Annotated in this window: 18 protein-coding genes; 4 read left to right on the top strand and 14 right to left on the bottom strand. The window is 44.1% G+C overall.

Annotated elements, in window-relative coordinates; all coding sequences use genetic code 11:
• Positions 1 to 341: 341 nt before the first annotated feature.
• Both CHRO_RS00150 and dprA read right to left on the bottom strand, forming a co-directional pair.
• Entirely contained in the window at positions 342 to 875 is a 534-nt protein-coding gene (locus tag CHRO_RS00150) for a hypothetical protein (protein WP_015152138.1), read from the bottom strand.
• 105 nt (positions 876 to 980) lie between these two features.
• Positions 981 to 2,093: a DNA-processing protein DprA gene (gene dprA / locus CHRO_RS00145; protein WP_015152137.1), complete on the bottom strand. Its 1,113-nt coding sequence runs from the start codon at positions 2,091 to 2,093 to the stop codon at positions 981 to 983.
• 198 nt (positions 2,094 to 2,291) lie between these two features.
• Between dprA and CHRO_RS00140 the strand changes: the two genes are divergently transcribed.
• Entirely contained in the window at positions 2,292 to 3,278 is a 987-nt protein-coding gene (locus CHRO_RS00140; protein ID WP_015152136.1) for an ABC transporter ATP-binding protein, read from the top strand.
• On the opposite strand, the gene CHRO_RS00135 is transcribed toward CHRO_RS00140, so the two are convergent.
• The 3 genes from CHRO_RS00135 to CHRO_RS00130 form a co-directional block, all read right to left on the bottom strand.
• Positions 3,275 to 5,713 (bottom strand): DUF3769 domain-containing protein, encoded by a 2,439-nt coding sequence (locus CHRO_RS00135; protein ID WP_015152135.1) that lies wholly within the window; start codon positions 5,711 to 5,713, stop codon positions 3,275 to 3,277. The two genes, CHRO_RS00140 and CHRO_RS00135, sit on opposite strands and share 4 nt — an antisense overlap.
• Before the next feature lie 159 nt (positions 5,714 to 5,872).
• A complete protein-coding gene (locus tag CHRO_RS30135) occupies positions 5,873 to 5,989 on the bottom strand; it encodes a photosystem II reaction center protein I (protein WP_015152134.1) in 117 nt (38 codons plus the stop codon).
• 104 nt (positions 5,990 to 6,093) lie between these two features.
• On the bottom strand, positions 6,094 to 9,843 hold the full coding sequence (locus tag CHRO_RS00130; protein WP_015152133.1) for a hypothetical protein: 3,750 nt from the start codon (positions 9,841 to 9,843) through the stop codon (positions 6,094 to 6,096).
• Between the two features lie 460 nt (positions 9,844 to 10,303).
• On the opposite strand from CHRO_RS00130, the gene CHRO_RS31435 reads away from it, so the two are divergent.
• Entirely contained in the window at positions 10,304 to 11,545 is a 1,242-nt protein-coding gene (locus tag CHRO_RS31435) for a PAS domain-containing protein (protein WP_015152132.1), read from the top strand.
• 119 nt (positions 11,546 to 11,664) lie between these two features.
• Here the strand turns inward: CHRO_RS31435 and CHRO_RS00120 are convergent, their stop codons facing one another.
• Entirely contained in the window at positions 11,665 to 13,311 is a 1,647-nt protein-coding gene (locus tag CHRO_RS00120; RefSeq protein ID WP_015152131.1) for a DUF6930 domain-containing protein, read from the bottom strand.
• Positions 13,312 to 13,591: 280 nt separating this feature from the next.
• Between CHRO_RS00120 and CHRO_RS00115 the strand changes: the two genes are divergently transcribed.
• The gene (locus CHRO_RS00115; RefSeq protein WP_015152130.1) at positions 13,592 to 13,948 is read left to right on the top strand and encodes a HesB/IscA family protein; all 357 of its coding nucleotides are present in this window, start codon (positions 13,592 to 13,594) and stop codon (positions 13,946 to 13,948) included.
• Positions 13,949 to 14,044: 96 nt separating this feature from the next.
• Positions 14,045 to 14,473 (top strand): hypothetical protein, encoded by a 429-nt coding sequence (locus CHRO_RS00110; RefSeq protein ID WP_015152129.1) that lies wholly within the window; start codon positions 14,045 to 14,047, stop codon positions 14,471 to 14,473.
• A gap of 106 nt (positions 14,474 to 14,579) precedes the next feature.
• On the opposite strand, the gene cheB is transcribed toward CHRO_RS00110, so the two are convergent.
• From cheB to CHRO_RS00070, 8 genes are all read right to left on the bottom strand, one after another.
• Positions 14,580 to 15,653: a chemotaxis-specific protein-glutamate methyltransferase CheB gene (cheB, locus tag CHRO_RS00105; protein WP_015152128.1), complete on the bottom strand. Its 1,074-nt coding sequence runs from the start codon at positions 15,651 to 15,653 to the stop codon at positions 14,580 to 14,582.
• 109 nt (positions 15,654 to 15,762) lie between these two features.
• Entirely contained in the window at positions 15,763 to 16,191 is a 429-nt protein-coding gene (locus CHRO_RS00100) for a response regulator (RefSeq protein ID WP_015152127.1), read from the bottom strand.
• A 138-nt stretch (positions 16,192 to 16,329) separates the two neighbouring features.
• Positions 16,330 to 18,123, bottom strand: a complete 1,794-nt coding sequence (locus CHRO_RS00095) for a methyl-accepting chemotaxis protein (RefSeq protein WP_015152126.1) — start codon at positions 18,121 to 18,123, stop codon at positions 16,330 to 16,332.
• A gap of 117 nt (positions 18,124 to 18,240) precedes the next feature.
• On the bottom strand, positions 18,241 to 20,730 hold the full coding sequence (locus CHRO_RS00090) for a hybrid sensor histidine kinase/response regulator (RefSeq protein ID WP_015152125.1): 2,490 nt from the start codon (positions 20,728 to 20,730) through the stop codon (positions 18,241 to 18,243).
• Between the two features lie 7 nt (positions 20,731 to 20,737).
• Positions 20,738 to 21,841, bottom strand: a complete 1,104-nt coding sequence (locus CHRO_RS00085; protein WP_015152124.1) for a chemotaxis protein CheW — start codon at positions 21,839 to 21,841, stop codon at positions 20,738 to 20,740.
• 115 nt (positions 21,842 to 21,956) lie between these two features.
• The gene (locus tag CHRO_RS00080; protein WP_015152123.1) at positions 21,957 to 23,114 is read right to left on the bottom strand and encodes a response regulator; all 1,158 of its coding nucleotides are present in this window, start codon (positions 23,112 to 23,114) and stop codon (positions 21,957 to 21,959) included.
• Between the two features lie 537 nt (positions 23,115 to 23,651).
• Positions 23,652 to 24,473 carry a sulfite exporter TauE/SafE family protein gene (locus CHRO_RS00075; protein ID WP_015152122.1) on the bottom strand — a complete coding sequence of 274 codons (822 nt, stop codon included), beginning with the start codon at positions 24,471 to 24,473 and terminating at the stop codon, positions 23,652 to 23,654.
• 64 nt (positions 24,474 to 24,537) lie between these two features.
• A complete protein-coding gene (locus CHRO_RS00070) occupies positions 24,538 to 26,112 on the bottom strand; it encodes a CheR family methyltransferase (RefSeq protein ID WP_015152121.1) in 1,575 nt (524 codons plus the stop codon).
• Between the last annotated feature and the right edge of the window lie 54 nt (positions 26,113 to 26,166).

Here is a 26,166-nt window from a genome sequence, read left to right as displayed (position 1 = left end):
GATCGTCACGCTCAATTGCCTTTTACTAAGTTTTTGTTAAGATATGCAAAACTTGTGATCTCGGCAAAATAAGTCTGACGCTCTACCCTAGAAGTATTTGGTTGTAAGCGGATTCCCCAAAATAAATAGAGGGATAAAGTGATCGATAAAGCTAATAATATTCTTTGAAACATAACTCTTTCCTCATCACCACACACGTAATTGCCATCTCGTCTGGGCAGCACAGAAAGCAATTTTCACTCTTGCCTTAGTGTGCCTAATATTTTCTACAAAACGATCGGACTCGATTCCGGTCTTTTAACTGGCACAATCAAAAGTGGTGCGTGGTGCGTGAAGAAAAATTAATTTATTTGCTCTAAAGCTTGACAAATCGCTTGTTTTTGCTCGGCATCATAATTCCAGCGTTCTAAAAAGCCTTTGTAGTTGCCTTCTCCAGTTTTGGCTGAGTGCATGAGCTGTTGGGCGCGATCGCGCACTTGAGGCAGATCGACAAGCTGTATGAGCTTTGTCGTGCGGCGACTGACTTGTTCCGAGCCTTTTGCCATGTCTTCTTTTTGCTGGCGACGGTGAAAGATGGCTTGTGCCGTTGACATAGCTATATTTTTCACTAATAGCTCTGATACAATTTCAGGACTCGATCGCAGTGCCTCGACAACGGCGGCGGAAGGAGAATCTGCTGCGGATGATGCTGAGGTGAGGTAAGTGACGAAAAACCCCCTCGCACCGTTTTCTGTCTTGACTAATGCCGATATAACAGTGGCTATGTCTGCTTCAGAGAGCGATCCTGCTTCTATTTGTGATAGTAAAGATTGAGTTAGGGCGATCGCTTGCTCGAAAGTTACTGCTGCGGGTACTTCTAGAGAAGATTGTGACATGAGGGGTAGGTTGATGGTTGATGGTTGATGGTTGATTGATGGTTGTTGTTGCTCTGCTCTCTTCCCCTTGCTCCCTGCTCCCTGCTGTCTGACAACTGATTCAGCCTAACAACGTTGATACCGCATTCCTGGTAACTGAGATACTAACCCTAGCAATTCCAACTGTAACAAAGCACTGGCGACTATACCTGTAGCGTAACCTGTTTGCTGGACGATCGCATCAAAGGACATTAACTCAGAAGCAATTGTCGTCAGCACTTGCTGAAGTTCTGGTTCTAAATTAGGTAAACTTAATTGCTCGAAAGCAGCAGGCACTGAATCAATTTGGGGCATACTTCCCAGCAGTTCTAGCAAATGACCTTCACTTAAAATTACCGTAGCACCCTTATTGAGCAAGCCCAAACAACCATGCGATCGCGGGTTGTCTAAACTACCGGGTAATACGTAAACATCCCGCCCGAAATCATTCGTAAACCGTGCTGTAATCAAAGCACCTGACTTAGTAGGAGCTTCCATCACCAACACTGCACGGCACAAACCTGCAATAATCCGGTTACGACGGGGAAAATGGGCGCGATCTGGAGGAGTTTTACTTGGAAATTCGCTGACTACTAAACCTTGCTCGACAATTTGCTCGTAAAGCTTTCGATTTCGAGGTGGATAGACGATATCAACTCCCGTTCCCAAAACCGCGATCGTTCTTCCGCCTGCATCCAGACAACCTTGATGTGCTTCCGTATCAATGCCTTCTGCCAACCCAGACACGACGGTGAACCCATTACGAGCAAGTGCCATACTAATTTTTCGCGTCCAACGCTTGCCATATTCAGAAGGACTGCGCGTGCCAACAATTCCAATTAGCGCTTTACCACCTTGATTTTCTCCCTCATCCACGATACCGCGATAGTACAGCACGGGTGGCGGACTAGCAATTTCTAACAGCAGGCGGGGATACTCATGGCTGTCTGCGGGTGTCCAGAAGTGAGGGTTTTGTGCTGCGTGGCTGACGAGGAATTCTGCTGGATGTAGTTGCGATCGCGCAGCATTAACTTGTTCGAGTGTCTGCGTTCCCATCCCCTCCACCGCTTGTAAAGCCGCCGAACTCGCTTGCCAAGCTGCTGTCAGCGTCCCAAAATGCTGCTGTAAGCGCTGTAACAACACTGGACCAACGCCAGAAACCTGCGCCCATGCCAACCAAAAAGCCCTTTCTTCTGTCAATGATTTATCCTTAACGTATGCGCGCCTGTTAGATTACTCGGTTATAGCCTCTCTTTAATGAAAGTTGTTAGTTGTTGGTAGTTGGTGGTTGGTCATTCGTCATGCGTCATTTGCGATCGGTAATTTTTGACTTTTGACTTTTAACTTTTAACTTTCCCATTACCAATTACCCATTACCTATTACCAGTTCCCCTGATTATGTCTATTGTCCTAGTAGAAAATTTAAGTAAAGTCTATCCCGTAGCAGTAAAAGAGCCTGGACTAAAAGGAACTGTCAGTCATTTTTTTCGCCGTACGTACCGACAAATTGAAGCAGTTAAGCAAGTTTCGTTTCAAATTGAACCTGGAGAAGTCGTTGGCTTTTTAGGGGCAAATGGAGCAGGCAAAACGACGACGCTCAAAATGCTCACGGGTTTGATCCATCCTTCTAACGGACGAGTCAGGGTAGCCGGACACGTTCCTTTTCAACGCCAACCGGAATTTTTGCGGCAAATAACCTTAGTTATGGGGCAGAAGCAACAATTGATCTGGGATTTGCCAGCTTTAGACTCGCTAAAAATCAATGCTGCAATTTACGGACTTTCGACTCAAGAGTATCGCCGCCGTGTCGGGGAACTAACAGAAATGCTCTCCCTGCAAGGTAAGCTGAATCAACCCGTGCGCAAACTATCCTTGGGGGAACGCATGAAAGCGGAACTTCTAGCCGCCTTGCTGCATCAACCTAAAGTCTTATTTTTAGACGAACCGACTTTAGGATTGGACGTGAACGCGCAAGTTGGAGTGAGAGAATTTCTGCGGGAATACAATCAAAGGTATGGGGCAACAATTCTGTTAACCAGCCACTATATGGCAGATATTACTGCCCTTTGTCAGCGAGTTTTGGTGATTCATAAAGGACAATTAGTTTACGATGGTAGTTTAGACCAACTTGTAGATAACTTTTCTCCCTATCGCGAAGTGCAGGTAGAACTTGCCCATCCTGTATCTAAAGAGGAGTTGCTACCCTATGGTGAAATTAAAGCCGTTACGGGTCTGTCGGTACGTTTTTGTATCAAGCGCGAAGAAATGACACGAGCAGTCGCAAAAATGTTAGCAGAATTAGAAGTCGTCGATTTAACCGTTACCGATCCGCCAGTCGAAGAAGCGATCGGGCGAGTCTTTACCGCAGGAAACGTGGTGTCTTAATCGCCTCTCTCCACTCCACCAACCACGGGACGAACTCCAGTGGTAGAGAAAGGATCGCCGCCACCCGTCCAGTTGAAATCGCTAATTCGCAAGCTGATAGAACCGATTTCTAGTTCGGGATTGTAGCGCAAGACAACGCCGTAGGTACGCCGACTGTATTCTAAAACGTAGTCGGTACTGAGCGTGTCGTTGTTGTCTAGGTTGAATGATGTTTGAAAACCGATGCGAAAAGGACCGTAAAGTTGCTGGGTAAACCCAAAGCCTAAAACCCGAGTATCGGCAGCACGATCGAACAAAAATGGCGAGATGCCACTGCGAAGCCCTTCGGAATAACTGACGTTAACGCGAGTGTAGTCCAAAAATGGGCGAGAGAAATGACCGATTTGCCCTTCTAGTCCCACCGTACCGATTAAGGTTGATTGGTTGTCGCCGTTACTATAGAAACTGCTAGTTCCTGTGACACCAGCAAAAGCTGCTAAGTAGGGAACGACTGGAACTGGGGTGTATTTCAGTCCTTGCTCGGCTGTTGCCGGTAAACCTTTTCCCTCCCAAAGTAAAAAACCGCGATTTAGAGCTACACTACCTTGAAAGCGACCGAGAGAAGCGCGATCGTTTTCCCGCACGGTGTCTAACAATTCCAAGCGGTCTGTATTGGCGTTGATATATTGATAACCTAGTTGATAGCTTAAATTAATACCTGTATTCCCCAACGGCACGATGGGAGAATTCACAATTCCACCAATGCTACTTTGGACATCTTGATATCCTAAAGTACCGTTGTACAAGCGATCGCGGTAGCTAGCTTCCAATGAGACGGTATGGGCTAAACGTCCGCCAACTAACTGTTGAAAGCGCAAACTGCCACGCAAGTTGTCTTCTAAGTCACCAAAATCTAGACTGGTTAGGATTGCCGAACCAGTTATCGCATTTCTCAATCCCGTACTCGCCCTCAGATTTGCCCTCAAGCCAAAATACTCTGAGTCAAAGAAATTACCATTCCCCTCATCTATAGCTTTTTGCACGAAAAACTGAGGCGTAACGCTGAACTGGACTGCATCGGCATTGAAAATAGGGAAATTGCGTTCGATAAAAATTCCGCCACGGTCGTCACCATCAAAACCAATTTGAGCTAAGGCGGGGTTGGTTTCGCGCTGGTTGCGATCGATCACTGCTTGGTCGCGGGGAATTGGTAATGAAAATCTTTGGTCGAATACCAAACGTTGCTTTTGGGTGCGAATGCGATCGCGTTGAGGCGTTTCTCGCACTAACGTTACCCGATCTGCCCTCAGCTCTAACTCCGGTGGTGAAAACGGGTCGTTTGTGATTCTGACATTTTGTGCTTGCCAGCCTTCGCGGTAGAAATTTATTGTCTCGGCTTCAAATCGCAGCCGCTTTACCGTCCCACCTTTTTGATTGAGTGGAGGAACGCCAGCTATGCCCCTTTTACTGCCGTAGTTGATATTCAATCCTCCGGCATTGGTGACTTGCTGTAATGGCTGGTTGGGAGTAAAGCGATCGCCACCTGGCAAAACGCTACTCGTAGTCACGTCAGATTCAAGCGGAGCGGCAAAATCTTGACTCGCTGAGGGAATAAAAATTTCTCCTCTACCCCCTTGAAGCGTCCCGCTATCTTGGACGATGTTGAATGTGAACCGTTCTCCCCTTAAGACTTGCTTGCCTGTGGTGTAGACGACATTACCTTCACCGACAGCAATTAAATTCGGAATGCTAACTTGCAAGCGATCGGCATTGAGGACTCCATCTTGCAATCTCACCTCAACCCTACCTTCTGCCGTCACGATGCGGCGATTGGCATCGTATTCTTGACGATCTGAATTGACTTCTATCACCCTGCGTTTCGTCGCTGGGACATTGGTAGGGGTTGGTTGTGGTGCTTGTTGCGGCGGCTGCGTTTGCCCAGAAGGGCTAGAAGGTGTAGGGGCGCGAAAATCTAATTCTTGAGGACGAGTTTGGTTAAGTTCTGAAGGGTTTGTTGGTGTCGTGACTTGTGCCAACAGCTTGTTAAATTTGACGATCGCTCCAGACGGGCGAAAAGCCGGAATCGGTTGCGCGGGTCTTTTAACGGCAGAAGTACGATGGCAGATAGCGGCAGCGGAGCAGATAAAATTTTCTTCTACCTTCTGTCTTTTCCTCTCTGTCTTACCAATTGGTTCTATACCTATATCTGTCTGAGCAATATCAAACTGCTCCGCACCATAACTAACGGTTACTTCAGAACCTAACATCACAGCCTTTTTTATGGCGATCGCGGCTGCGGTTCTGGTTGTCGCTGCTGGGGAGGCAGGAGATCTAGCTGTCAACAATTCAGCAACAGCAAAAGGTCGCTCTTCTCGACTGCGGGGCGGGGAAATTTGCTTTGGTGTTAGATGTTGAACGAGAGCGGGTGGTTTGGGCGGTGGCACAGATTGAGTCATATTTCAGCTAAAGATGCAAACAACCAGCCCAGAGTATAACCAACCAACGCACAGCTTTACCGCTTGTTGCTAGAAATTTAGCGCGTTGGCAAATCCAAACGCGCTGTCACATCACTTGCTAGTAAAGGTTTCTTTTTATCGTTACCTAGTTATCATTACCTAGTCGAGATCTCTCCGACCGGGGTTACGAGCTGGGTCATTAGACAAAAAGCCAAAGACGAACAGCGTCAAGAAAAAACCAACAACGATATATACGACAATCTTAAGCGTCAGCATAGGTGTATCTCCAAGCTGTATGAGAAGCTGATATTTGTGTCTGATTCAACTCAGACAGCTCTACTAATAATACCTTAATAAGCGGCTAGGGACTCATGACGTTACTAGTCACTGATAACTGCTTCTGGCTTGTCGTCTCTGCCTGGTTGGTAGAGTTGTTTTGGTGTTTCTACACTCATTCCTGCTACTGGTGCGGCAGTCGTCATAATCTTGGTGCGGCTTTGAGACTTCCAGTGCTGGTATCGCAAGAAAGGAAATGAAGCGACTTTTTTCGCTAAAGCCCAGAAAAATACGTAACTGGCAAGCAATCGCTCAAAAGCCCCAAATCGAGATTCTCTCAAATCCTCAATCAGCTCTTTTTGATCTTCGGCATTTTGGTCTTTAAAGTAAAAAGCGGCATTTCTGAAATAAAAATACTCATCGTTACCTTCTAAAACGATCGCGCTACTGAAGCCTTTGCGGGCAATTTCAGGGTTAGTACCCATGACAACAACTTCCGGTCCCACGTCAATATTTCTCACGCCGTCTGCTTGTTTACCAGTCATAATGGCGGCGTTTTCTTGGTGTTTTTGCTTTTGTCCCCGCCTACCATCGGGTACGCCCAAAAATAGCAGAGTTCCTCTCACGACTCGGTGTCCAAAATCGTGCAATAAATCGTCCTCTGGATTTGCTCCGTGAACTTCTAAAGAAGCAATTCCGTAGCTGAGAGAAAACAATTTACTGACATAGGATTTTAATAATTTGCTCACCCAAGGTACGTCACCAATTACCAAGGTTCTTTTGCCAATTCGAGCGAGGAGTTGTCTGCCTTGAAAATACCTCAGTCCCAACGTCCAGAGCCACGAACCGAAAATGTATATGGCAATGTCAATTAAACTAACAGCAGGATTGACTATTCCCAAAAAAAGTGCATCTTGAGGTATGTGAGCTGCCCAAACAATCAGATCCAAAATTGTCTTAGCTAAGGGAATTGTGTGACCGAAAGGAATTGCCCATCCGACTGTAATCGCGACATATAAAGCATGAATTCCCCACGCTAGCGGCGTTTCTAAGATATGGAGCGCCCACGTGCGACCACCTGCGATCAGAGTTCTTCGGATCGCAGTTTCAATTGTGTTTCCAGTGGGAGTTGTCCCCATAATTTGCACGACATTGATATCGAGAAAGTCATCCTTCATCTTGTCTAAGGCGGCGAGACTTTCTTGAGTCAAGGTCATTCCAAAGGGGCTGGAGTCAGGAAAATGATGTTTGACCTGCTTCGCTAGATAAAGTAACAATTCCGTTAAAGTATGTTGAGCTGCGGCAACTGCGATCGTGGCAGGTTCAGAAGTTCTGCGTCCGCTCCCATTGACGAAGATATTGTGACGCACAGTATTTGAGTGCTTCGGTTGGATCGCCCGAGAGCCTAAAAAGCTGCTTAACTCTCCAGTCAAGATAAACAGCTCGCCGATAATGTCTTGCCGATACAACTGGTCGAAGGTATTAATCGCCTGTACCGTAGGAAACGTTTGACCCGATTGAGTAATCGCTAGGACGATTGAATCTTTACCGAGCTGCAAGCTGCTAAAGTCGTGCTGAAGCTGCTGCAAAACTTCATTAGAAGAGATGACCCGCACGTTGAGCCACGGAAAGACAATCTTTAAATCCTGGGCAAATCTCTCTCCCAGCCACAAACTATTTTCTACACCTGTCACGAGCAGATCGACAGACGGTAATTGCTGCATGTGTCCGGTCAACCCAGCACGCACCATTTTTTGCCGCTTTTGCTCGAATTTATGCGCCTTTTCACAAAAGAGATGAACCAGATAATCTGCACTTTGGCGATCGAGCGAGGCTGAATTCTGCCACGATAGTCTAATTTCTGCCAGAATTGGTGGAATTTCTCGGCAGTCAGCCGCAATTGGGTCTATGGTGTCGTTTTCAGGATATTTAACGTGCGGCAGATAGGGGTGGTCTGCCATCGAGATCCATCTATCCTTGAGGTCTGATTGGGGTACTTCGCATTTTTGACTCATCGAGTAAATTGCAATGTCTTTGGCTGTAACCATTGCAATTTCTCCCATTTTCTGGTCTAAGTCCAAACGGTAAGACTCTGGTAAATTCAGTAACACAGCATCAACTGCGGCTGGTTCGGAGGCATAAACCATGTATCCGTCTTGCCAATTGAAGCCAACGGACATTGGTTGTCCTTGAGCGCTCAGTACCAGTCGTCCTTCGTCTAGGGTAGAAACCGTAACTAAACCAAAACTCCCTTCGGCTCTCGACATGAACGTTTTGGTAGCAAAATACAAGTCGTTGTGAAAGAAAGCATGAATTGCCGTTCTGACAAAGGTGACTCTTCTTTGCCAAGACCATTGGCTCATCGAGCTATCGTTAGTCGTTGCTTGTAAAATATCGTGTTCCAGACGACAAAAGTATTGGCTACAGGCAGGAGAATCTGGAGCTGCTAAAAGCTTGCGATACAGCACAAAGATATTTTCAAACGTGGCAGCCCAATTACCGATCGCTTGCGGGGAAGGGGCTGTATTCGGAGCATCAACGGCGGGTTTTTGTCCGCCAAAGGCTGATTCGATTGAAGGAGCGATCGCCAGTTGATAGGCTAATCTTACCGAAGCATCCCACATACCTTGAGTCACGAGTAAATCCATCATGCCCGCAATTTTGGGCGAATCTCCCCGTGCGTGGTTGGGGGTATGCAAAACTCTTTCTAACCACCAGCCTAACTCAGTATTTCCAATCGAGCGATCGAACAGCGTCCAAGCATCAAAATCGCCATTGTGGGTAATCCGATAATTGACGTTTTTATACTGGTGAACCCACTCTCCGTCAAGAAATTGCCATATAGATGCTTGTCTGGCACTCATCCATTCATGCCAATGAGTTTCCAATACAGCAGGGGGTCCACTCGTTCCAAAGCGATAGTGCCACACCCCCATCACTGTCGATTCTAGGGGTTTAATGCCTGCGAGTGCTGCTCTGCGTCTTTCTGCTGCAAAAGCTGTTTCTAAGGATTTAGTCAAATTGTCCCTTTTTTTGTTGACAACTTTTTTCCCAACAAATACAGTCTGATTATCTCGGTTTGTCGCCACAACCAGTCCACCACCAGCTTGTTCGCCACGAATTTCTGTCTCTCTACCCATTGCATGAAAGACGTTTACCACTCTTTCTGGCAAAAGCTGGCGCGGATCGTCGTCCGTATTGCGCTGACCTAAAAAGCCAAAGTTACCGCAACAAAAAATCTCTGCAACTCCAGTCACAAACGCTGCCAGATCGGACCAGGAGCTAAGAATAATTAGCAAATTAGCACCCAGAAAAGTTTGACTAAAAAATGTGCTAATAAAAGCGATCGCCTGACGATCTCTCGTCCCAATATTGCCGAAACTATCAGAAGAAAGTTGCCATAATATGGCAATAGCAAGAAGATTAAAACAAACCCCGCCAAGAGCTTTAATTCTGATCCGCCAAGGAGTGAGATTGCCTGCTGCCACCCATAAATCGGCTCGATCGCATCCAGGAATAAATATTGGCTGAAAAGGTAGTAGCGATCGCAGAGTTACAGCAATACTTCTATGTTCGAGAATATTGGCGATATTGAGGGCAATTATTTGTCGGTCGAGAGTGGCGATCGCGATTGCGTGTCCCAAGCCATGAATGAAAATTGCACTATTCCAAACCAATCTGAGTAAGGTTGCACTTGATAGAAATAGGAAAAAACCTAGAGAAGAATTAAAATTAGCTGAACTAATGAGCGGAACGAGTGCAGCTGCTGCAACTTCAGGAAGAACGGTTTTGGAAGAAGAAAAAAAATTCTGCCGCTGCAACAACCGAATCAAATGCAACCAGATAACTTTCATAAAAATAACTATTGACTCCGAGCGTAAAAATGCACCCTTGATGACTCAAATTGAAATATAAAAGAGAAATCAAATTACATATTGTATTTTTCGCTACTAAAATTTAGTATTTGTTAATACTTAGATTGTAAAGTCTTTATAACACAAGGAAAAAAGCATCTATCGCTAGATAGAAAAATTACAAAAATTTGGCGATTTGTCTGGATGGGTTTAATGAAAGCTGAGCCTCATAGTGAATGTATGTGGAGCAGTTTTTGGATCGCGTTTTCCATTTCCAGAGCGATGAACTCTTATCAATGATTGGTTGTATTAATTCATACTCGCAGATTAAATAAGTGCAAAAAAATAGGAGTTATTCTCAATATCAGAGGGCTTAAGTATAATCATTTTTAATGTTAAACAGTTTACTAAATAGCGTTATTAAGAGTAAGATAAAAACTGCCCTAGATGTTTTTTTGCTATGAAAGTAGAGTTTCGTAAACTGCATCGTCAGCTTGCTCCAATTCTTTTTTTACCTCTACTTGCTAGTGCGCTGACTGGAGTTGCATACCGCTTGGGCAAAAGTTGGTTTGGAGTTTCTACCTCAGTTGGTGATGTTTTGATGACAATTCATCAAGGTGAATATCTGGGCAAACGTCTCGTTCCCATATACATTATTCTGATTAGCTTGGGAATATTGGGAATGAGCGTAACAGGTACGCATTTACTCGATCGTCGGAGTAGCGATCGCGAACTGGCAAAATCGAATATTCGCAATATCCATCGGCTGCTCGCATTGATTTTACTTTTACCACTTTCAATTAGCGCTGAAACAGGTTTAGCTTACACAATAGCAAGGGACTGGCTTGGTTTATCTAGAGAGCAAATCGGATTTTTGCTAGAAATTCATCAGGGATTATATTTAGGAGGGACATTCAGTAACTTTTATATTCTCTTATTAGGTTCGGGTTTAGTAGTGCTATTAATTGCTGGAATTAGAATGACTTCGTTAATCGGCAGTCAAATTCCGCGACAGCAACCTCAGCAATCTCCCGTTCAAACATTATCACCCTCTGCTTTAGCTGATACAGTTGCTTTACTTCGCAGACAGGCTTGGCTGGGACTCATCTTATTTTTAACTGTGTTTTGTAGCGCTCTGTACGGCATCACGTCACGAGTAGTTTTGAAAGAATATAACGTAGCAGTGTCTAATGTATCGCAATCTAATTTTTCTGCTCAAGACTTGCTAATTCCAATTGGGATTCTCGGCTTGGTCTGTGGCGTATTAGGTGCGATCGTAGTGGAGAAACTAATTCAGAACTGGCGGCGACAAAAAGAAGTTCAATCTGCCTTGTATGAAAGTGAAACGGCGAGTAGTACTATATTAAGAGCGCTGCCAGATTCTATATTGCGGATGAAACAAGATGGTACGTGTCTGAGCTATATGCCAGCAAAAGAAGCTAATTCGTTTACTTTGAATGGAGATATCTTAGGTAAGAACGTGAATGAGTTCTTGCCAGCAGAAACGGCACAACAGCTGCTCGAATATGCTCGATTAGCTCTGAGAACTGGCGCAACTCAGATTTTTCAATTTCCGGTTTCTTTTAAGAACAAACAGCATTACCAAGAGGCACGAATTAGTACAATTGGCGATAAAGAATTTTTGATTGTTTTTCGCGATCTAGCCAATTTAGAGCAACATAAAGTAGAACAAAATCAGTGACTAGTGGCTGCTGACTAGAGAAGAATCTAATCACCAGTGACTGTTGGAATATTGGAAACCTTGACTAGAGAAGAATCTAACCACTAGCCACTAGCCACCAGCCACTCACCAATGACCGCTTATTCAATCTGTGGCATTAACTGAAGCATTCCAATGCCTAAATCTTTAGATGAAAGAGATCGCGCTTCAAATAGTGCCATCATATCTTTCATTTGGGGTTGTCCCCGCGAAGCACCCATTAGACCTCTCGCGACGATTAAGCCGCAATAGCCTTTGGTATGCTTGCAGCGATCGTTCCACTTCTTTCTCGCGACGACGTGAACTGGATCGTCTTCTAAAAATTCGCCAAATAGAAATAACTCTCCATTATTAGTTTGCAGCACGCCTAAATCGTAGCGATCGCCACCAAACGGATCTGCTCCGGGATTAAAACCGATACCTCTAAGTCCTCCCGCACTCAAGAGAGCCTCAATCGCTTCTTTGGCTTTAGGACGGGAAGTTTGAATCAAAATTACTGGCAATCCATCTCCTGCTTCTGTAGGCTTGCCGACTTGCTGATGGGTGACTTTCTGGCGCAATTGCTGCACCATTTCCCAAGACACAACCCCCAAACTGAGAAAAGAATCTTCTGGGATTAAATCGTCCCGTAAAGACTGAAATAGAGGCATGTCGTCCAAATCTTCTGCTTCTATTGCCTCAGTTGCAACTGCATCTGCCATTTCCTCTAACTCTGTAGCCAAATTCGGCAAGGTGGAGACAGTCACGCTGAGGGGTTGAGATTTTTTCTCCGACTGGGATGAGGGTAGTGTAATGCGATAATTGCGGCTAATCTCAGGGAAAGTTTTCCCGCCTAGTTGTCGGCGCTCGTTTCGCAAAAAGCGATTTAAAGCTTCCAAGGCAACAAAAACAGCACTAGCCTCCTCCTCATAGAGGACAGAGCGTAGTCCTTCTAGAGGATGGATATTACCAAAAGATGGCTCAATCTCCGACAGGGGTAGGTCTGCTAGATCGACAAATTCTCCACCACCATCCATCTCTTCCGAGCGCTCGAAAGTGAGAAATAAGCAATCTTGTTTGAGAAATGCTTCTTCTAGCTGTTCTGTGGCATCTTCTTCAATCAAAACTTTCGCCCGAAATCTTTGCAAGGATTCAGCAGAGCGATAGAGCAAAATGCCATATTCCATCCCCAACATGCCCATTACGGATATATATAGGGTTTCGATGTCAAAATGGTTGAGCTTGACGGCAATAATTTGGTGTTCTTCTAACAACTCCCAAGGAGCAGCTTGCCAAATCTCAAATGCTTTCTTTTTGAGGGCGGTGGCATATTGAGGTGGTAATTCGGGGGGATGAGCTTCCCCAAATTCTTCAAAGCCGCGATACAATTCATCAATTAGCGGTAGATCGGGGACGTAATCGATCGCGATGTCTAATTCTTGTAACACGCCGCGCAAATAAAACTGAATTTCGCGATCGCGCACGACAATTTTTTGAGGACGAGCGGGTTTAGCGGGGCTGTTGGGATGCTCCATTGCCCGCAACAGCGTGCGCACGACAACTTCGGGTCCGCTGTCGGTAGCCACGACATCCATTGCCCGCACGACTCCTTGAGAGCCATCGACCCACAAAATACACTCGCTCCCTGCCTCTGCGTCCCCTCTGGGGCTTGGCGCTGATAACGTGCGGCGATCGCCCTCCCAGACACAAGGAATTTGATTCAATTTCTGCAAACGCCGTCGCGTGGAGCTATTTAACGAAGTTGTCATAGACCAACCAAGCCAATCAGGGAGACAGTGCAAACTTTCGATCTTACTTAGGTGTGGGAGCTGTAGTTAAGCAATTGGCAGCCTTGCCTCAGCCAACAGGAGTTGTATTTTCCCCGATCCCGTTTCATCCAATTAGACCTATCAATTCTAGGATAGAAATCTTTGTGGTGCTTTGGTCAGGATCGTTGACAATTTCTCAAACCGCACCTCTGTTGCCGTTACAATGGACGAAAAAGCTGCATATTGCATTCTAAAACCATACCAGGAGTTGTAACAGTCTATGACATCAGCAACCCAGTCTCAACAGCGAGGCATTCAGTTAACCCAAGCAGCTCTGCAACACATTTCATTTCTGCGCGATCGCCAAGGGCAAGACCTCTGCTTGCGGGTGGGAGTGCGTCAGGGTGGCTGCTCTGGAATGTCTTACATGATGGATTTTGAAGATATTAGTAAAGTTAGAGCCGATGATGAAGTCTACGATTACGAAGGCTTCAAGATCGTGTGCGATCGCAAAAGCATCTTATACCTTTATGGCTTACAGCTAGATTACAGTAATGCCATGATCGGTGGCGGCTTCCAATTCACGAACCCCAACGCCAATCAAACTTGTGGCTGCGGGAAATCGTTTGGTGTTTAATAGAGTGGCTGAGTGGTAATAGGTAATAGGTAATTGGTAGTTGTGTATCCATTACCCGTTACCCGTTACCCATTACCCAAATTCCTGCCGTTGACAATGACTGACACAGTTGCATCCCTCTTTGAATCAGCACTCGAACGCTACAAGGCTGGCGAAGAACCAGAGAAGTTAATTCCAGTTTTTCAAGACATTTGCGATCGCGCTCCCAAAAGTAGCGCTGCTTGGACTTGTTTGGCGTGGTTATATTTATTAAGCGATAAATCAAATGCTGCCCTCAAAGCAGCGCAAAAGGCAGTTAAGTTACATCCCCAAGATGCCCAGTCCAGAGTTAACCTTGCCGTAGCAATGCTGGAAACCGGACAAAAAGGCGTGCGAGAACACGTCGATCGCGCCATGCAGTTTATCATGGTTGATTCCGATATGCGGGATGAAGTCAAGCAAAACATTGCCGATGGCATGAGCCGCAAACCAGATTGGCAAAGCATGGAACGAGTTAGGAAGTGGTTGTTTGAAGCTTCTGAATGAATGAAAATGGGTAATGGGTAGTTGGTAGTTGGTAGTTGGTAAGTATTCTCCCCCTCAGCTCCCTTAGCTCCCCCAGCTCTCTTTCCCCCTGCTCCCTGCTCGTGCGCTACCTGACAAAAACTCGGCTCAGCACGAAGGGAGCTATGCTTTGGATTGGTAAGATGTGTTGCACGGCTCCTAATGCGATCGCTTCTTTTGGCATTCCAAACACGATGCTGCTTGCCTCGTCTTGAGCGATTGTGATTCCTCCGGCTTGAGCGATCGCTTGCATTCCTGTAGCACCATCTCTACCCATTCCTGTTAGTAGCACGCCCATGATTCCCTTACTGTAAAACTGGGCGGCAGATTTAAACATGACTGTAACTGAGGGGCAGTGACCGTCTACAACGCCAGTTGCTCGGTTAAGAGTAAATTTGCCTAGAGAACTAAATTCTAAGTGACACTTTTCTGGTGCAAAATAAATCGTTCCCGGTGATGGAATTTCCCCATCTTGAGCAATCTTAACTTTGACTTGACACTCAGTTGCTAGCCAACTCACCAATCCCGGCAAAAATCCTTCGCTAATATGCTGAGTGCAAATAACGGGCGCTGGAAAGTGACTTGGTAGATGGCTAAAAAGCTTCTGTAATGCTTGAGGACCACCTGTAGAAGCACCAACAGCTACCATCCGAATTGAAGATAACCCGCTGTGAGATCCTAAAATTCTACCTTGAACTAAGGGTAGAGCTGCGGTCGAGAGTACGGGCTGCTTCAATGGTTTCGTGAAGACGCTGACACCAGAAAGCACTTTGATTTTGGTAATTAACTCTTGCTTGATGCGATCGTACTCTGAAGGTGTTCCCATTGCAGGTTTGGGAAAGACATCGATCGCTCCAGCTTGTAACAACTGAAAAATCGTATTGGTGTCGCTCTCCTGTACCGAACTGCTGATAACTAGAATTGGTAAAGGGTGTTTTGCCATCACCTGTTTGGTAAACTCCAGACCATCCATCTTTCGCATGTGTAGATCTGTACAAATTACGTTAGGTTGCAGCTCTGGAATTTTATCCAAAGCTTCCTGACCGTTACTAGCCGTGCCAACAACTTCTATTTCTGATGTAGCAGCTAATAGCTTTTTCAGAATTGCCAGGACAACAGGTGAATCTTCAACTAATAAAACTTTTACTGAAAATTTTGACATCAATTGGATCTCGAATCAACCGTACAAAAGTGATACGAATGGCATAGAGACGTTACATATAACGTCTCTACACCGCGCAGATACTCTGTTGGCGCACTTCCTGTAACGATTATGTGAGTGGTTTAGCGCTCACTTGTTTGCTTGCCAAAACTCGAATTTTGGTAATTAATTGCCGCTTCAGTTCTTCTTGATCTGCGGTTGAAACTGATGCGGGTTTTGGCATTACATCAACGGCTCCAGCTTGCAAAACTTGGAATACGTTGTCTATATCTTGCTTTTGGACGGCATCGCTCAAAACTAAAATTGGTAATGGAGACTTTGCCATGACATGTTTGATGAATTCTAAACCGTCCATTTTGGGCATTTTCAAATCCGTACAAATTACTTGAGGTTGAACTCTAGGAATTAAATTCAAAGCTTCTGCACCATCTTGAGCTGTACCTACAACCTGCACTTCTGGTGCAGAATCAAGCACTTTACGGAAAATGCTCATAGCAACGGGAGAGTCATCGACTAATAAAACTTTAATTGGGGTCATGGCAGTTATCAGTTGTCAGTTATCAGGGAGTCGGTAGGGGCGCACAGCAGTGCGCCCGTACTAGGGAGTCGGGAGCGATCGGTAAAAAAGTTTTGACTTTTCACTTTTGACTTTTCACTTTTGACTTTTGACTTCTTTCTATACAATTGCCTGTAATTGTTGGGCAACTTGATTGAGTTGCTGAGTTGAAACGCGGACTTGGTTGATGCCAGCTGCCGTATCTTTTGCACCGAGGTTGATTTCGTTCATTGCTGAGACGACTTGCTGCACGGAAACCGCTTGCTGCTTGGCGCTGAGGGAAATCTGTTGGCTGTTGAGGAAGACGTGGTTAACGGCATCTGCGACTCCAGTGAAGGACTCTACAGTTCCTTGGGCTAAGCGCAGTCCATAATCGACTGATTTCGTGCCTTCGTCCGTCGCCATTACAGTGCCGTTAATTGAAGCTTGAATGTCGTTAACTAATGCATTAATCTTCTCGGCAGATTTCTTACTTTGGTCGGCAAGTTTGCGAATTTCACCTGCAACGACACCAAATCCCTTACCGTGTTCGCCTGCCCGTGCTGCTTCTACTGCTGCATTGAGGGCTAACATATTGGTTTGGTTGGCAACATCTGCAACTAAATCGGAAATACTACCGATTTGAGTCGTTTGTTCTGATAATCGCATAATTTGCTCGGCGATCGCCCCAACTTTATCGCGGACGGTAGACATTTCTGCCATCGTTTGATGTACGGCTTTGCTACCGTTATCGGCGAGTTCTAGGGCTTGACGCGCCCCAGCAGCAGAGGCTTCGGCTTGTTCGGCAGATTGGCGAGAAGCCGCACCTAGTTCTTCTACGGTGACAGTGGTTTGATTGACAGAACTTGCTTGTTCGGTGGTAGTGCGTTCTTGTTGTTCGACTGTTGCCCCAATTTCGGTAGAAGAGGAAGCGACAGCATTGGCAATTTGTTGAATCATTTTAGCTGTACGGCTGGCGAATAGAACTGCCAACCCACCAGCAACCAATAAAGTAATCCCAGTTCCTAGTAGTAGGTTGGTGATGAGTTGCTGCTGCCCAGCAAATACAGATTTTGTATCTTCTGCTAAGATTACGCTCCAGTCAAGTTCTGGCATTCCTTCCATGTTTGGTACTGGCGCATAGGAAACTAATTGTTCTGTTTTGTCAAAGCGATCGATATCGATCGCTGTAGCTATTTTTTTCTCGGCGTGCATTTTGATAAAGCTAGCAAAGTCTGCTTTAGCATCGTGACCCACTTGTTCTGCTTCCCGCGCTGCAAAGAACTTATCATCAGAACTCACGAGATGATATTCTTTGCTACTCGATCCGGCTTGTTGCGCCTGCTGTGATGCATTGAATATTTTTTCATTCAAAATGCTATCTAAGCTTTTTATAGGCATACGGGTGCGAACTACGCCTATCATTTTGCCCGTATTAGCATTAATTATTGGTGCAGCTAAGTGAATGGCAACTTCACCAGTTGATGTTTTTCTAGGTTGTACAATGGCTGGCTGTTTAGTTCTCATCACCTCCTTGAAATAGTCTCGGTCTGCCAGATTTGTTGATGTTTCTCCAGTCGTGCGCAAAATTACTTTTCCAGATAGATCCATGACAGCAATACTGTCGTAAACGCCATAAATTCTCATAAATCCATCTAGCACGTTTTGCCTTTGCTGCTGAGTAATGTCTTTTGTGGCTTCAGGATTATTCAAAATTGGCAGTCTAGAGATGACTCGAATATCACCAGTGCGCTCGAACATAAAACGTCCAACCTTATCTGCCAAAGAAAAGGTGAGAGATTCTTGTGATTGAATTGCATTTTGGCGATAGTTGTTACTAGCAGAAATATAATTACTCACCCCGATTGCCATAGCTGGCAGTGTACCAAGGGCGATAGAAAAAGCAATTGCTTTAGTTGTTAATGAGAACTTCATGAGAGCTATTCCTTATGTTTGACGAAATTTTGAATCGAGAAAATATTGTTTTACACCATTGCCAATAAGTTTTTTGTTGCCATTTCTAGTTGTTGAGTATCATTTAAATTTTGACTTTCAAATCAATCTATTCAATGTATCGAGCAGTAATTTTTGATCGAACGTACCTTTAGTTAAATAAGCATTTGCTCCTGCTTCAGCACCTCGACGTTTATCTTCATCAGAGGCAAGAGTTGTGACGAGAATAATTGGTAACTCTTGATATTCTTTGTGTTGGCGAATTTTTACCGCTAGCCCCAAACCATCTAAATTTGGCATTTGCACGTCTGAGATCACAGCATCAAAACTACCTGTCCTCAACTTGTTGAATCCATCCGCCCCATCCACAGCAGCAGTCACGTCATAACCAGCACCCTCTAGCAAGCGCTTGACCTGAGTGCGGATAATAATTGAGTCTTCTACTAACAGCAGCTTTTGCTTGATTTGTACCTGCTGGAATTCGCTGGTATGTATGGCGACAGGCTTCTTCTGTACGGACTTGAGTAAATCTTGAGGATTGAGAACCATGCAAACTTCACCCGTGCCGAGGATAGTAGCACCAGTTACGTTCCGAACACGCTTGAGTAACTTACTTTGCGGCTTTAAAACGATATCTTGCCGATCGAGTAAAGCGTCTACTAACAACCCGAGGCGATCGCCGCCGACTTGCAGCACGACACAAGGTAGCATTTTGGCAGCAGATTTGAGACTAGGGGCGATCGCGGGCAATTCCAGTAGATCGTCCAGCCAAGCCACAGAGATTGGTTGACCTTCAATGGCGATCGTTTGACTGCCTTCCAAAGCAAAGATCTCTTGCCGAGACACGAGTAAGTTTGTCTGTACGAACTCCACTGGCAGTGCGTAGGACATGCGATTAACTTCCACAATCAAAACTTGAGTGGTGGCTAACGTCGTATCTAATTTGATCCGAAACTCACAGCCCATCCCAGGCAAAGATTCGATTTGGATCGTCCCCTTCATTCTTTCGACATTTGCCCGCACCACATCTAAACCAACCCCGCGACCAGAAATTTCTGTCACTGTCGTTCGAGTCGAGAAACCAGGGGCAAAAATCAGCGATTGAATTTGAGCTGTCGTCATGGCTTCCAATTCTTCTTCGCGGTGGAGTCCCCGTCGCACAGCAGTGCGTTTAATGCTATCGATATTCAAACCGCGCCCATCGTCTGTAACTTCAATCCCAATACTGCTAGCAGTTTGATACCCTCGCAAGTGAATAGTTGCCGTGCGTGGTTTACCCGAGTTTTCCCGTTCTTGAGGTGTCTCAATACCGTGATCGACTGCATTGCGTAATAGGTGCAGCAATGGGTCTTTCATTTCCTCTAGAATTCGTTTGTCTGCCTTGGTATCTCCGCCTTCAATGACTAGATTAATTTCCTTGCCTTGCTGCTTGGCTAAATCTCTGACGAGACGGGGAAAAAGCGCAAACATATTCGATAGAGGTAAAAGGCGTAAAGTCTTGATACCTGATTCTAATTCTCCAGTGACAATATCTAACCGAGCGGTGTCTTCGTAAGCTGTGCTTTTCAGATGGTTAATCAGAGAGCCGAGGCGTTCTAACCGTTGCTCCGACCGATGTTGAAAGTTCTGCAATTGCTTGATGTTGTTGGCTTGTAAGCCACGCTCTATCTTGTCAAACACCGAGCGATGGACAAAAGCATCCCGGCTCCACTCTTCCCAGAGGGTGAGAATTTCTTCAATTTCACCCATGCGTTGAGCAATTCGTAGTTTAGTCACTGTTAACTCACCCGCTTGAGTCATCAATGTATCGAGCTTTTGCGGTTCGACTCGAATCGTATCAATTTGATGATTACTGGTTTGGGCTGTCTCGCTTGCTTCGGCTGTTGGAGCTGGCTGCGGCTTGGCTTTAGCTTCGGGGATGGGTAAGGGTTCAGGCTGTTTAACTGGCAGTGATGCAGGTGTAGGAAGAATCTTCGGTAATACAGGAGGTTCGGGTAAGAAGAAATCGTCGTCGAGTAGGTCAAATGATGCAGCGATCGCTTCAGATGGAGTAGTGACGGATGGTTCGGAGAATAGATCGTCTTCTAAAGCAGTAACGGGCGGTTCGGGAAATAGATCGCTCTCAAATAGCGGGATGTCTGCGGTGGCTACGGGTTCGGTAAATATTGGAGTATCAGCAGGTAATAGTTCTTCATCTTCACTTGCAGGACTGGACTGCGCCCCCATTAATCGGGCGAGGACGTAAAAAAGATTGACGCTTGGGGCAACACCCGTAACCGCCTCCTGGACGAACTGACGCATGGCATCGAGTCCCTGATAAAGGCGATCGCACAATTCTGCGGTTAAGTTGCTCTCACCCCGCTTGACTCCAACTAGTACTTCTTCAATTTGATGTGTCAGGGTTTCAACACCCTGTACTCCCAGCATTCGAGAGTCTCCTTTGAGGGTGTGAATCTCGCGCAAAAAGTCTTCGAGTTGTTCGCGATCGCCTGGATGTTTTTCTAAGTGCATTAAGCACTCTTCCAATTTCTGCATCCGTTCGGCACAAGCTGTTTTATATATATCTCTGAGTTCGGGATCGTCTATCATAAAATTGTCAAATTTCTTCGTCTACAACTAAGCTGTTTTTGGACAAAAGCTGAGGTAAGTCAAGTACGGTGAGCATTTTTTCTAAATAAGGGGCATTACCTCTAAGATATTCATCGTTAGCGGAATGTACTGCTACTGGTACTGGTGTCAGATCTGACGGACGTAGATACATGACATCAAAAACTTCATCTACAGGTATTCCAGCGATCGTCTCGTTAAAACTAATGACAATGGCTTTTGAGGTAGTTCGATCGCGATCGAGCGCTAAGTTTAAAGCCTGACGAATATCTACTAAAGTGACAATTTCTCCACGTAAATTCACGTTGCCAACAATATGATTTGGGCAGCATGGAATCTGAGTCACATGACAAATTTTGGTGAATTCCCGCACGACATCTAAATCTAGTCCAAAATATTCATCGTTAAGACCGAAAACTGCTAATGGTATGAGTCCTGTAAAATCAGAACTCTCGGCTTGCCGTCTCAAGTTCTCAGCCCGTTCGCGAAAAATTGCTGTTTCTTGTGGGGTAACTTGTGGATAATATAAATCGTAAAAACTATATTTATGGGTGCTTTCCCGATCGTTTGAATGTATTTCTTTCTCTTTTAATTGAGGGCGATCGCCAAAAGTTTCTATCTCATCTGAATGTCTGTTTAATACTGGTAAAATATCTTCAACTGAAGCAGAGCAGATGAGTTGCTCTGGATCTAGCAACACGATGATATCTGCATCTAGCTTGGCAATACTATGAATAAATCGAGCTGTAGACTCTTTGACTCGCCCGTATGAAATATTTGTTTCTATAACTTCAGGACTAATATTTTTGACTTCATAAACGGAATTAACAATAATACCAATCTGTAAATCTTGCCACTGTAGAACGATAACGCTATCGCTAAGGTGACAATTCTGCATTTTGTATCCTAAACGCAGACCGAGATGCATTATGGGTATGAGTTGAGAACGTAAATTGAGAATGCCTACAATATCTGTCGGTGCTTCAATGATAGGATTCAACTCTGGCAGCAGAAAAATTTCTTGTACGAGAGTTGCATCAATTCCATATCGCAAGTTATGCAAGCTGAAAATCAGATAAGGTTTAGTTTCCATTTGCTGTTGTCACTTGAATAATTAGCTTATTTATTGATGAATATTGACATTAATAAGCTTGGTTTTTGAATGTGAAAAAAATATTGCTTGATAGAGGCTGGGAAAAATGAAACAATTAACCTTGATTAGATAAATCGAAGGTAACTGCATCTTTATTATTAAAACTAATTCCTAATCCGATATATCTACCTACTATCTGACGTAACTGTTCTGCATCAAACGGCTTCGTTAAATAGTCGTTAGAACCAGCAAATTTACCCTTAACTTTATCAAAAAAACCGTCTCTTGCTGTTACCATAATAATTGGCAAGTCGCGAAACTGAGGAATACTACGCACAGTCCGACAAAGCTCTAAGCCATCTATCTCTGGCATAGAAACATCGAGTAGTAATAGGGAAATTTTTTCGTGATAAATGACGTTTAGAGCATCTACAGCATTACTAGCTAATATAACTTGGCAATAACCCGTCAGTGCTCGTTTAATCAGTTGTTGCATGACAGCACTGTCATCTACAGCTAAAACTGTAGATAAAGAGATTTGAGTTGTCGTAGTGTTGTTATTAGTTATGTCTAACCAGCCTGCTTGTATCCAATTCGCATAGGATTTTGTTATACTTAACGGATCTTTATTCAAACCTTCAGCGATATCCACTAGCGATCGCTGTCCGTTAACCCATTCTTGTAAATGTTTGCGTATATTTGGCTCTGTAATATTAGCTAAAGTATCGGATTTTAAATTTGGTACTGCATCCATTGACATAATAGTAGGTTTGAAGTTGTTCCATTGTTCCTGACGTTGAGTGATATCTAGCATTAACTTTGATAATTCAACACCACGACAAAAATTGAGCTGCTTTTGGCTATCAAATTGAAACTTACCCGGATAAGGTAAAAGTTGTTCTACAGTTAATATTAATTGACTGTAAATAACAGACTCAATTTGTTCCCAGTTATATAACTGCATTTGCACCAAACGCTCTAGTACATCGCGAAGTGATGCTTGCTCTGGAACTTGGCGCATTGCAAAGGCTACAGCAGAAGCTACCCATTCTCGACTCAGTTTTTGTTCTAACAATTTGACTAAGCCTTGAGCATCTGGAACTGTTTTACCGCCGTAGAGGGTGCGTCCATCTTTCCAAATCAGCACGCGAGATTTTGCCGGCTTTTCTGAATCGACTTGTGCATCTATATACAAAACACCGCTTGCTTGTTTAGCTTGGATATTCTCTAATAGATTAGATAATTCCTGTGCTTGATACTGATTAGGCGACATAGTTTGCTTAGCCGTGAAAGTTGTGTAGTAAGAGAAACAGCACAGCTCGCTCGAATTGTCATCTAAATATGAGGCGCTTTTTGCTATATTGCTGCGTTTTTAGTATGGCAAACAGCAAAAAGTAATTGTATCGGTAGCAATACCGAATTATAAAGATAAGATAAGGTTTTTCAGTGTTATTACAGTGTTTTAATAACCAAACTTTTCATCAAGACTTAAAAAATATGTGACTCAAAAATACTGTCAAAATCAGTAGCTTAGGCAGACATGTAACTTTTGTAACTTCTTATAAGTGCATTTTGCTACTAAAGTCAAAAACAACTTCAAATATCTCTTATTTTGTCTAGTAAATCGAGATAACTAATACCTAACTGACACCTAACTATAGTGCATAGTGCGTAGTAGTGCGTAGGCTACAAAGCTGGTAATGGTGGGCGTTGCTCACCCTATTAAATCATCTGTAGCGCTCCTAGATGAATCGTGAAATTGATTGTCCGTGTAGAAACGTTACATGTAACGTCTCTACACGGGAAACATTCATAAATCAATTCGGATTGCTATATTGTTCGTGAATAGATTTAGCATTGCTATAGCAGAATAAGATTGCCAAGCCTGCCAAAAAACGTAGATTGATAATATGCCCAAGAATAGACGAAAAACAAAACTAACTGTCCGATCTGGTAGTTTGGGTAAAACACGAGTACTAATTTGCGCCCCTAACAAACCACCACAACCTAATAATAAACCTGGTATAAATAATACGTTACCTGTTACGGTATGACCGACAGTTGCAGAGATAGCTGTAATTACAATTACACCCAAACTCGTCTGAATTGCAACTTTTATTTCTTCTTTTAAAAGTAACATCTGAAGCGGAACCATAATCACTCCTCCACCTACACCAAATAATCCAGCAAGAATACCTGCTGCTCCTCCGGTGAAAAGTCGAGCGAGTAAAGGATTAAATTGCGTCTCTGTCGAAGTCTGTTTAGTCGTGAGGTGCTGGCGCAAGTTAACTAAATAAATATTGATGAGTAATAAAATACCAAAAGCCAGTAGCAGGATGTATGGTTGAATGCGACTAGCCACATACACGCCAATTTGTGAAGTTACAACTGCAGGAAATCCTAGCAAGCTCACCCGCTTCCAGTTAAAGTAACCCATGCGCCAGTTTTGGATGCTACCAGAAATAGAAGTGACTAAAATTGCCAAGCTGCTCGTAGCAACTGCTTGTATGGGTGCGTAACCTAGAGTAACTAGTAAGGGAACGAGAACAGTACCACCACCGATACCTAATAATCCGGCAAGAATACCAGAAAATAAGCCACCAGTAGCTAAGATTAGCCAGTTTTCCCTCATTATCTGTTGCTCCTACGTTCTAAAAGCGATCGCCTTTATGCTCGCCTTTGCGTTGTAGGTTGTATTATATTGCTAAAGTCTGTTTAATTTTAGTAATTAGTTCACTTGCTAAAACTCGCTCGTAAGGTTCGATCGCACTTGTGGGAGATAGTTTTTTCAGAAGTTCTAAGGCTGTAGCTAGCATTTTGTTGGCTCGCTGGCGATCGCCTACTTTTTCATAAAGCGAACCTAATTCTAGATAGGCTGCTATAGATTCAGGAGTAAGATAAATAATCTTTTTCAAGAATATTTTTGCTTGTTCTAAATCTTCTTGCTCTTCAGCGATTCGAGCTAATAGAAAATAAGGTTTTTCAGATAAATTATCGAGCTGTGTGGCTTGCTGACAGTAGTGAGTTGCGCGTTCGTAATTACCGAGATTTGCCCAGGATTGAGCAATTAAATAATAAGCATCAAAAGATTGAGGATGTTGGTGAATCAGTGTTTGAGCTGCTTGGATAGCTCTGCTATATTCTCCTGCTTGAAAGAGGGTTTCTGCTGTGGCAAGATCGGAAGTAAATTGAGAGACGATCGCAGGTAAGGCAACAGGCGATCGCGGTGGTATTGACTTCGGTTTTAGAACGTCATTTTTAGGATAACTGAGTTTGAATTCTATTGGCTGATAATATATAGGTTTACGAAGAGTTTCGGTGATTTCTGCTTGTTTATTTAAGCTTTTAATGGAGGCGGAATCGGGTATATTTTTCGCTTCGGTTGATGTGTTTTGTCGTTGATAGACTATAGATTCTGTAAAAGCCTTCAATTGAAATTTATTGAGGTTTTGCCCTGAAAGCTCTGTATGACCGACAATTAAATATCCATAAGGTCTGAGAGTATGATAAAACTTCTCGATGACGGTAGCGATCGCATCAAAACTAAAATAAATAAAGACATTACGGCAAATAATAATATCCATATCGTGGATATTGAGAGTTGAACTAGGAAAGGAGTCTTGTAACAAATTACTACACCGAAATTTCACCATACGGCGAATTTTTGGATCGAGTTCCCAACCAAGCTTGCGCTGCTGAAAATAGTGCTTCTGAATCTGAGGATCTACTTGACGAAAAGACCAAGGTTCGTAAATGCCTCGTTGGGCTTTTTCAATTGCTTCTAAATTAATATCGGTTCCAAATATAAAAACTTCCCAGTCGCTGAGATCGGGAATGAGTTCTTTGACTAAAATTGCAATAGAATAAGGTTCTTGACCGCTGGAGCATCCCGCACTCCAAATTCTCAGACTTGGCTTTTGTGTTAAAGAATGAAGACAAGCCTTTCTTTTACTCTCGATCAACTCAGGTAAAATTTGATGCTTGAGTAGCTTAAAATGTCCTTGGTCGCGAAAAAAATAAGTTTCGCCAACTGTTAATAAACCGAGTAGCTCTTGCCATTCTCTTTCGCTACTGGAGTCGATCGCTTCCAGCTTCGATTGTTCAGTCGATCTTAGTAATAGTTGATAGTACTTTTCTGGAGCATCCAGTTTCAAAACCTTCATCCGTGTCTCTAGTTTTTTACAAAGCTCCTGGCGATCTTGCGGGCGAACTTGCAAACCCGTACGTGCAGAAATCAGTTGGATAAAGTTTTGTACTGTTGTCTCATTCATTTCTAGGGAGCTGAGGGGTAAGGGATAGAATAGCCGATCGCTGCTAATTGCTTA

It is taken from the genome of Chroococcidiopsis thermalis PCC 7203 (assembly GCF_000317125.1).
Lineage (GTDB): Bacteria > Cyanobacteriota > Cyanobacteriia > Cyanobacteriales > Chroococcidiopsidaceae > Chroococcidiopsis > Chroococcidiopsis thermalis.
The sequence above is the reverse complement of the archived record's forward strand: the minus strand, read 5'-3'. Positions and strand labels throughout refer to the sequence as shown.

Excerpts from the sequence above, each read along its gene's own strand:
- CHRO_RS00150 (WP_015152138.1), bottom strand. The coding sequence starts at position 875 with ATGTCACAATCTTCTCTAGAAGTACCCGCAGCAGTAACTTTCGAGCAA.
- CHRO_RS00140 (WP_015152136.1), top strand. The coding sequence starts at position 2,292 with ATGTCTATTGTCCTAGTAGAAAATTTAAGTAAAGTCTATCCCGTAGCA.
- CHRO_RS00135 (WP_015152135.1), bottom strand. The coding sequence starts at position 5,713 with ATGACTCAATCTGTGCCACCGCCCAAACCACCCGCTCTCGTTCAACAT.
- CHRO_RS30135 (WP_015152134.1), bottom strand. The coding sequence starts at position 5,989 with ATGCTGACGCTTAAGATTGTCGTATATATCGTTGTTGGTTTTTTCTTG.
- CHRO_RS00130 (WP_015152133.1), bottom strand. The coding sequence starts at position 9,843 with ATGAAAGTTATCTGGTTGCATTTGATTCGGTTGTTGCAGCGGCAGAAT.
- CHRO_RS31435 (WP_015152132.1), top strand. The coding sequence starts at position 10,304 with ATGAAAGTAGAGTTTCGTAAACTGCATCGTCAGCTTGCTCCAATTCTT.
- CHRO_RS00120 (WP_015152131.1), bottom strand. The coding sequence starts at position 13,311 with ATGACAACTTCGTTAAATAGCTCCACGCGACGGCGTTTGCAGAAATTG.
- CHRO_RS00115 (WP_015152130.1), top strand. The coding sequence starts at position 13,592 with ATGACATCAGCAACCCAGTCTCAACAGCGAGGCATTCAGTTAACCCAA.
- CHRO_RS00110 (WP_015152129.1), top strand. The coding sequence starts at position 14,045 with ATGACTGACACAGTTGCATCCCTCTTTGAATCAGCACTCGAACGCTAC.
- cheB (WP_015152128.1), bottom strand. The coding sequence starts at position 15,653 with ATGTCAAAATTTTCAGTAAAAGTTTTATTAGTTGAAGATTCACCTGTT.
- CHRO_RS00100 (WP_015152127.1), bottom strand. The coding sequence starts at position 16,191 with ATGACCCCAATTAAAGTTTTATTAGTCGATGACTCTCCCGTTGCTATG.
- CHRO_RS00095 (WP_015152126.1), bottom strand. The coding sequence starts at position 18,123 with ATGAAGTTCTCATTAACAACTAAAGCAATTGCTTTTTCTATCGCCCTT.
- CHRO_RS00090 (WP_015152125.1), bottom strand. The coding sequence starts at position 20,730 with ATGATAGACGATCCCGAACTCAGAGATATATATAAAACAGCTTGTGCC.
- CHRO_RS00085 (WP_015152124.1), bottom strand. The coding sequence starts at position 21,841 with ATGGAAACTAAACCTTATCTGATTTTCAGCTTGCATAACTTGCGATAT.
- CHRO_RS00080 (WP_015152123.1), bottom strand. The coding sequence starts at position 23,114 with ATGTCGCCTAATCAGTATCAAGCACAGGAATTATCTAATCTATTAGAG.
- CHRO_RS00075 (WP_015152122.1), bottom strand. The coding sequence starts at position 24,473 with ATGAGGGAAAACTGGCTAATCTTAGCTACTGGTGGCTTATTTTCTGGT.
- CHRO_RS00070 (WP_015152121.1), bottom strand. The coding sequence starts at position 26,112 with ATGAATGAGACAACAGTACAAAACTTTATCCAACTGATTTCTGCACGT.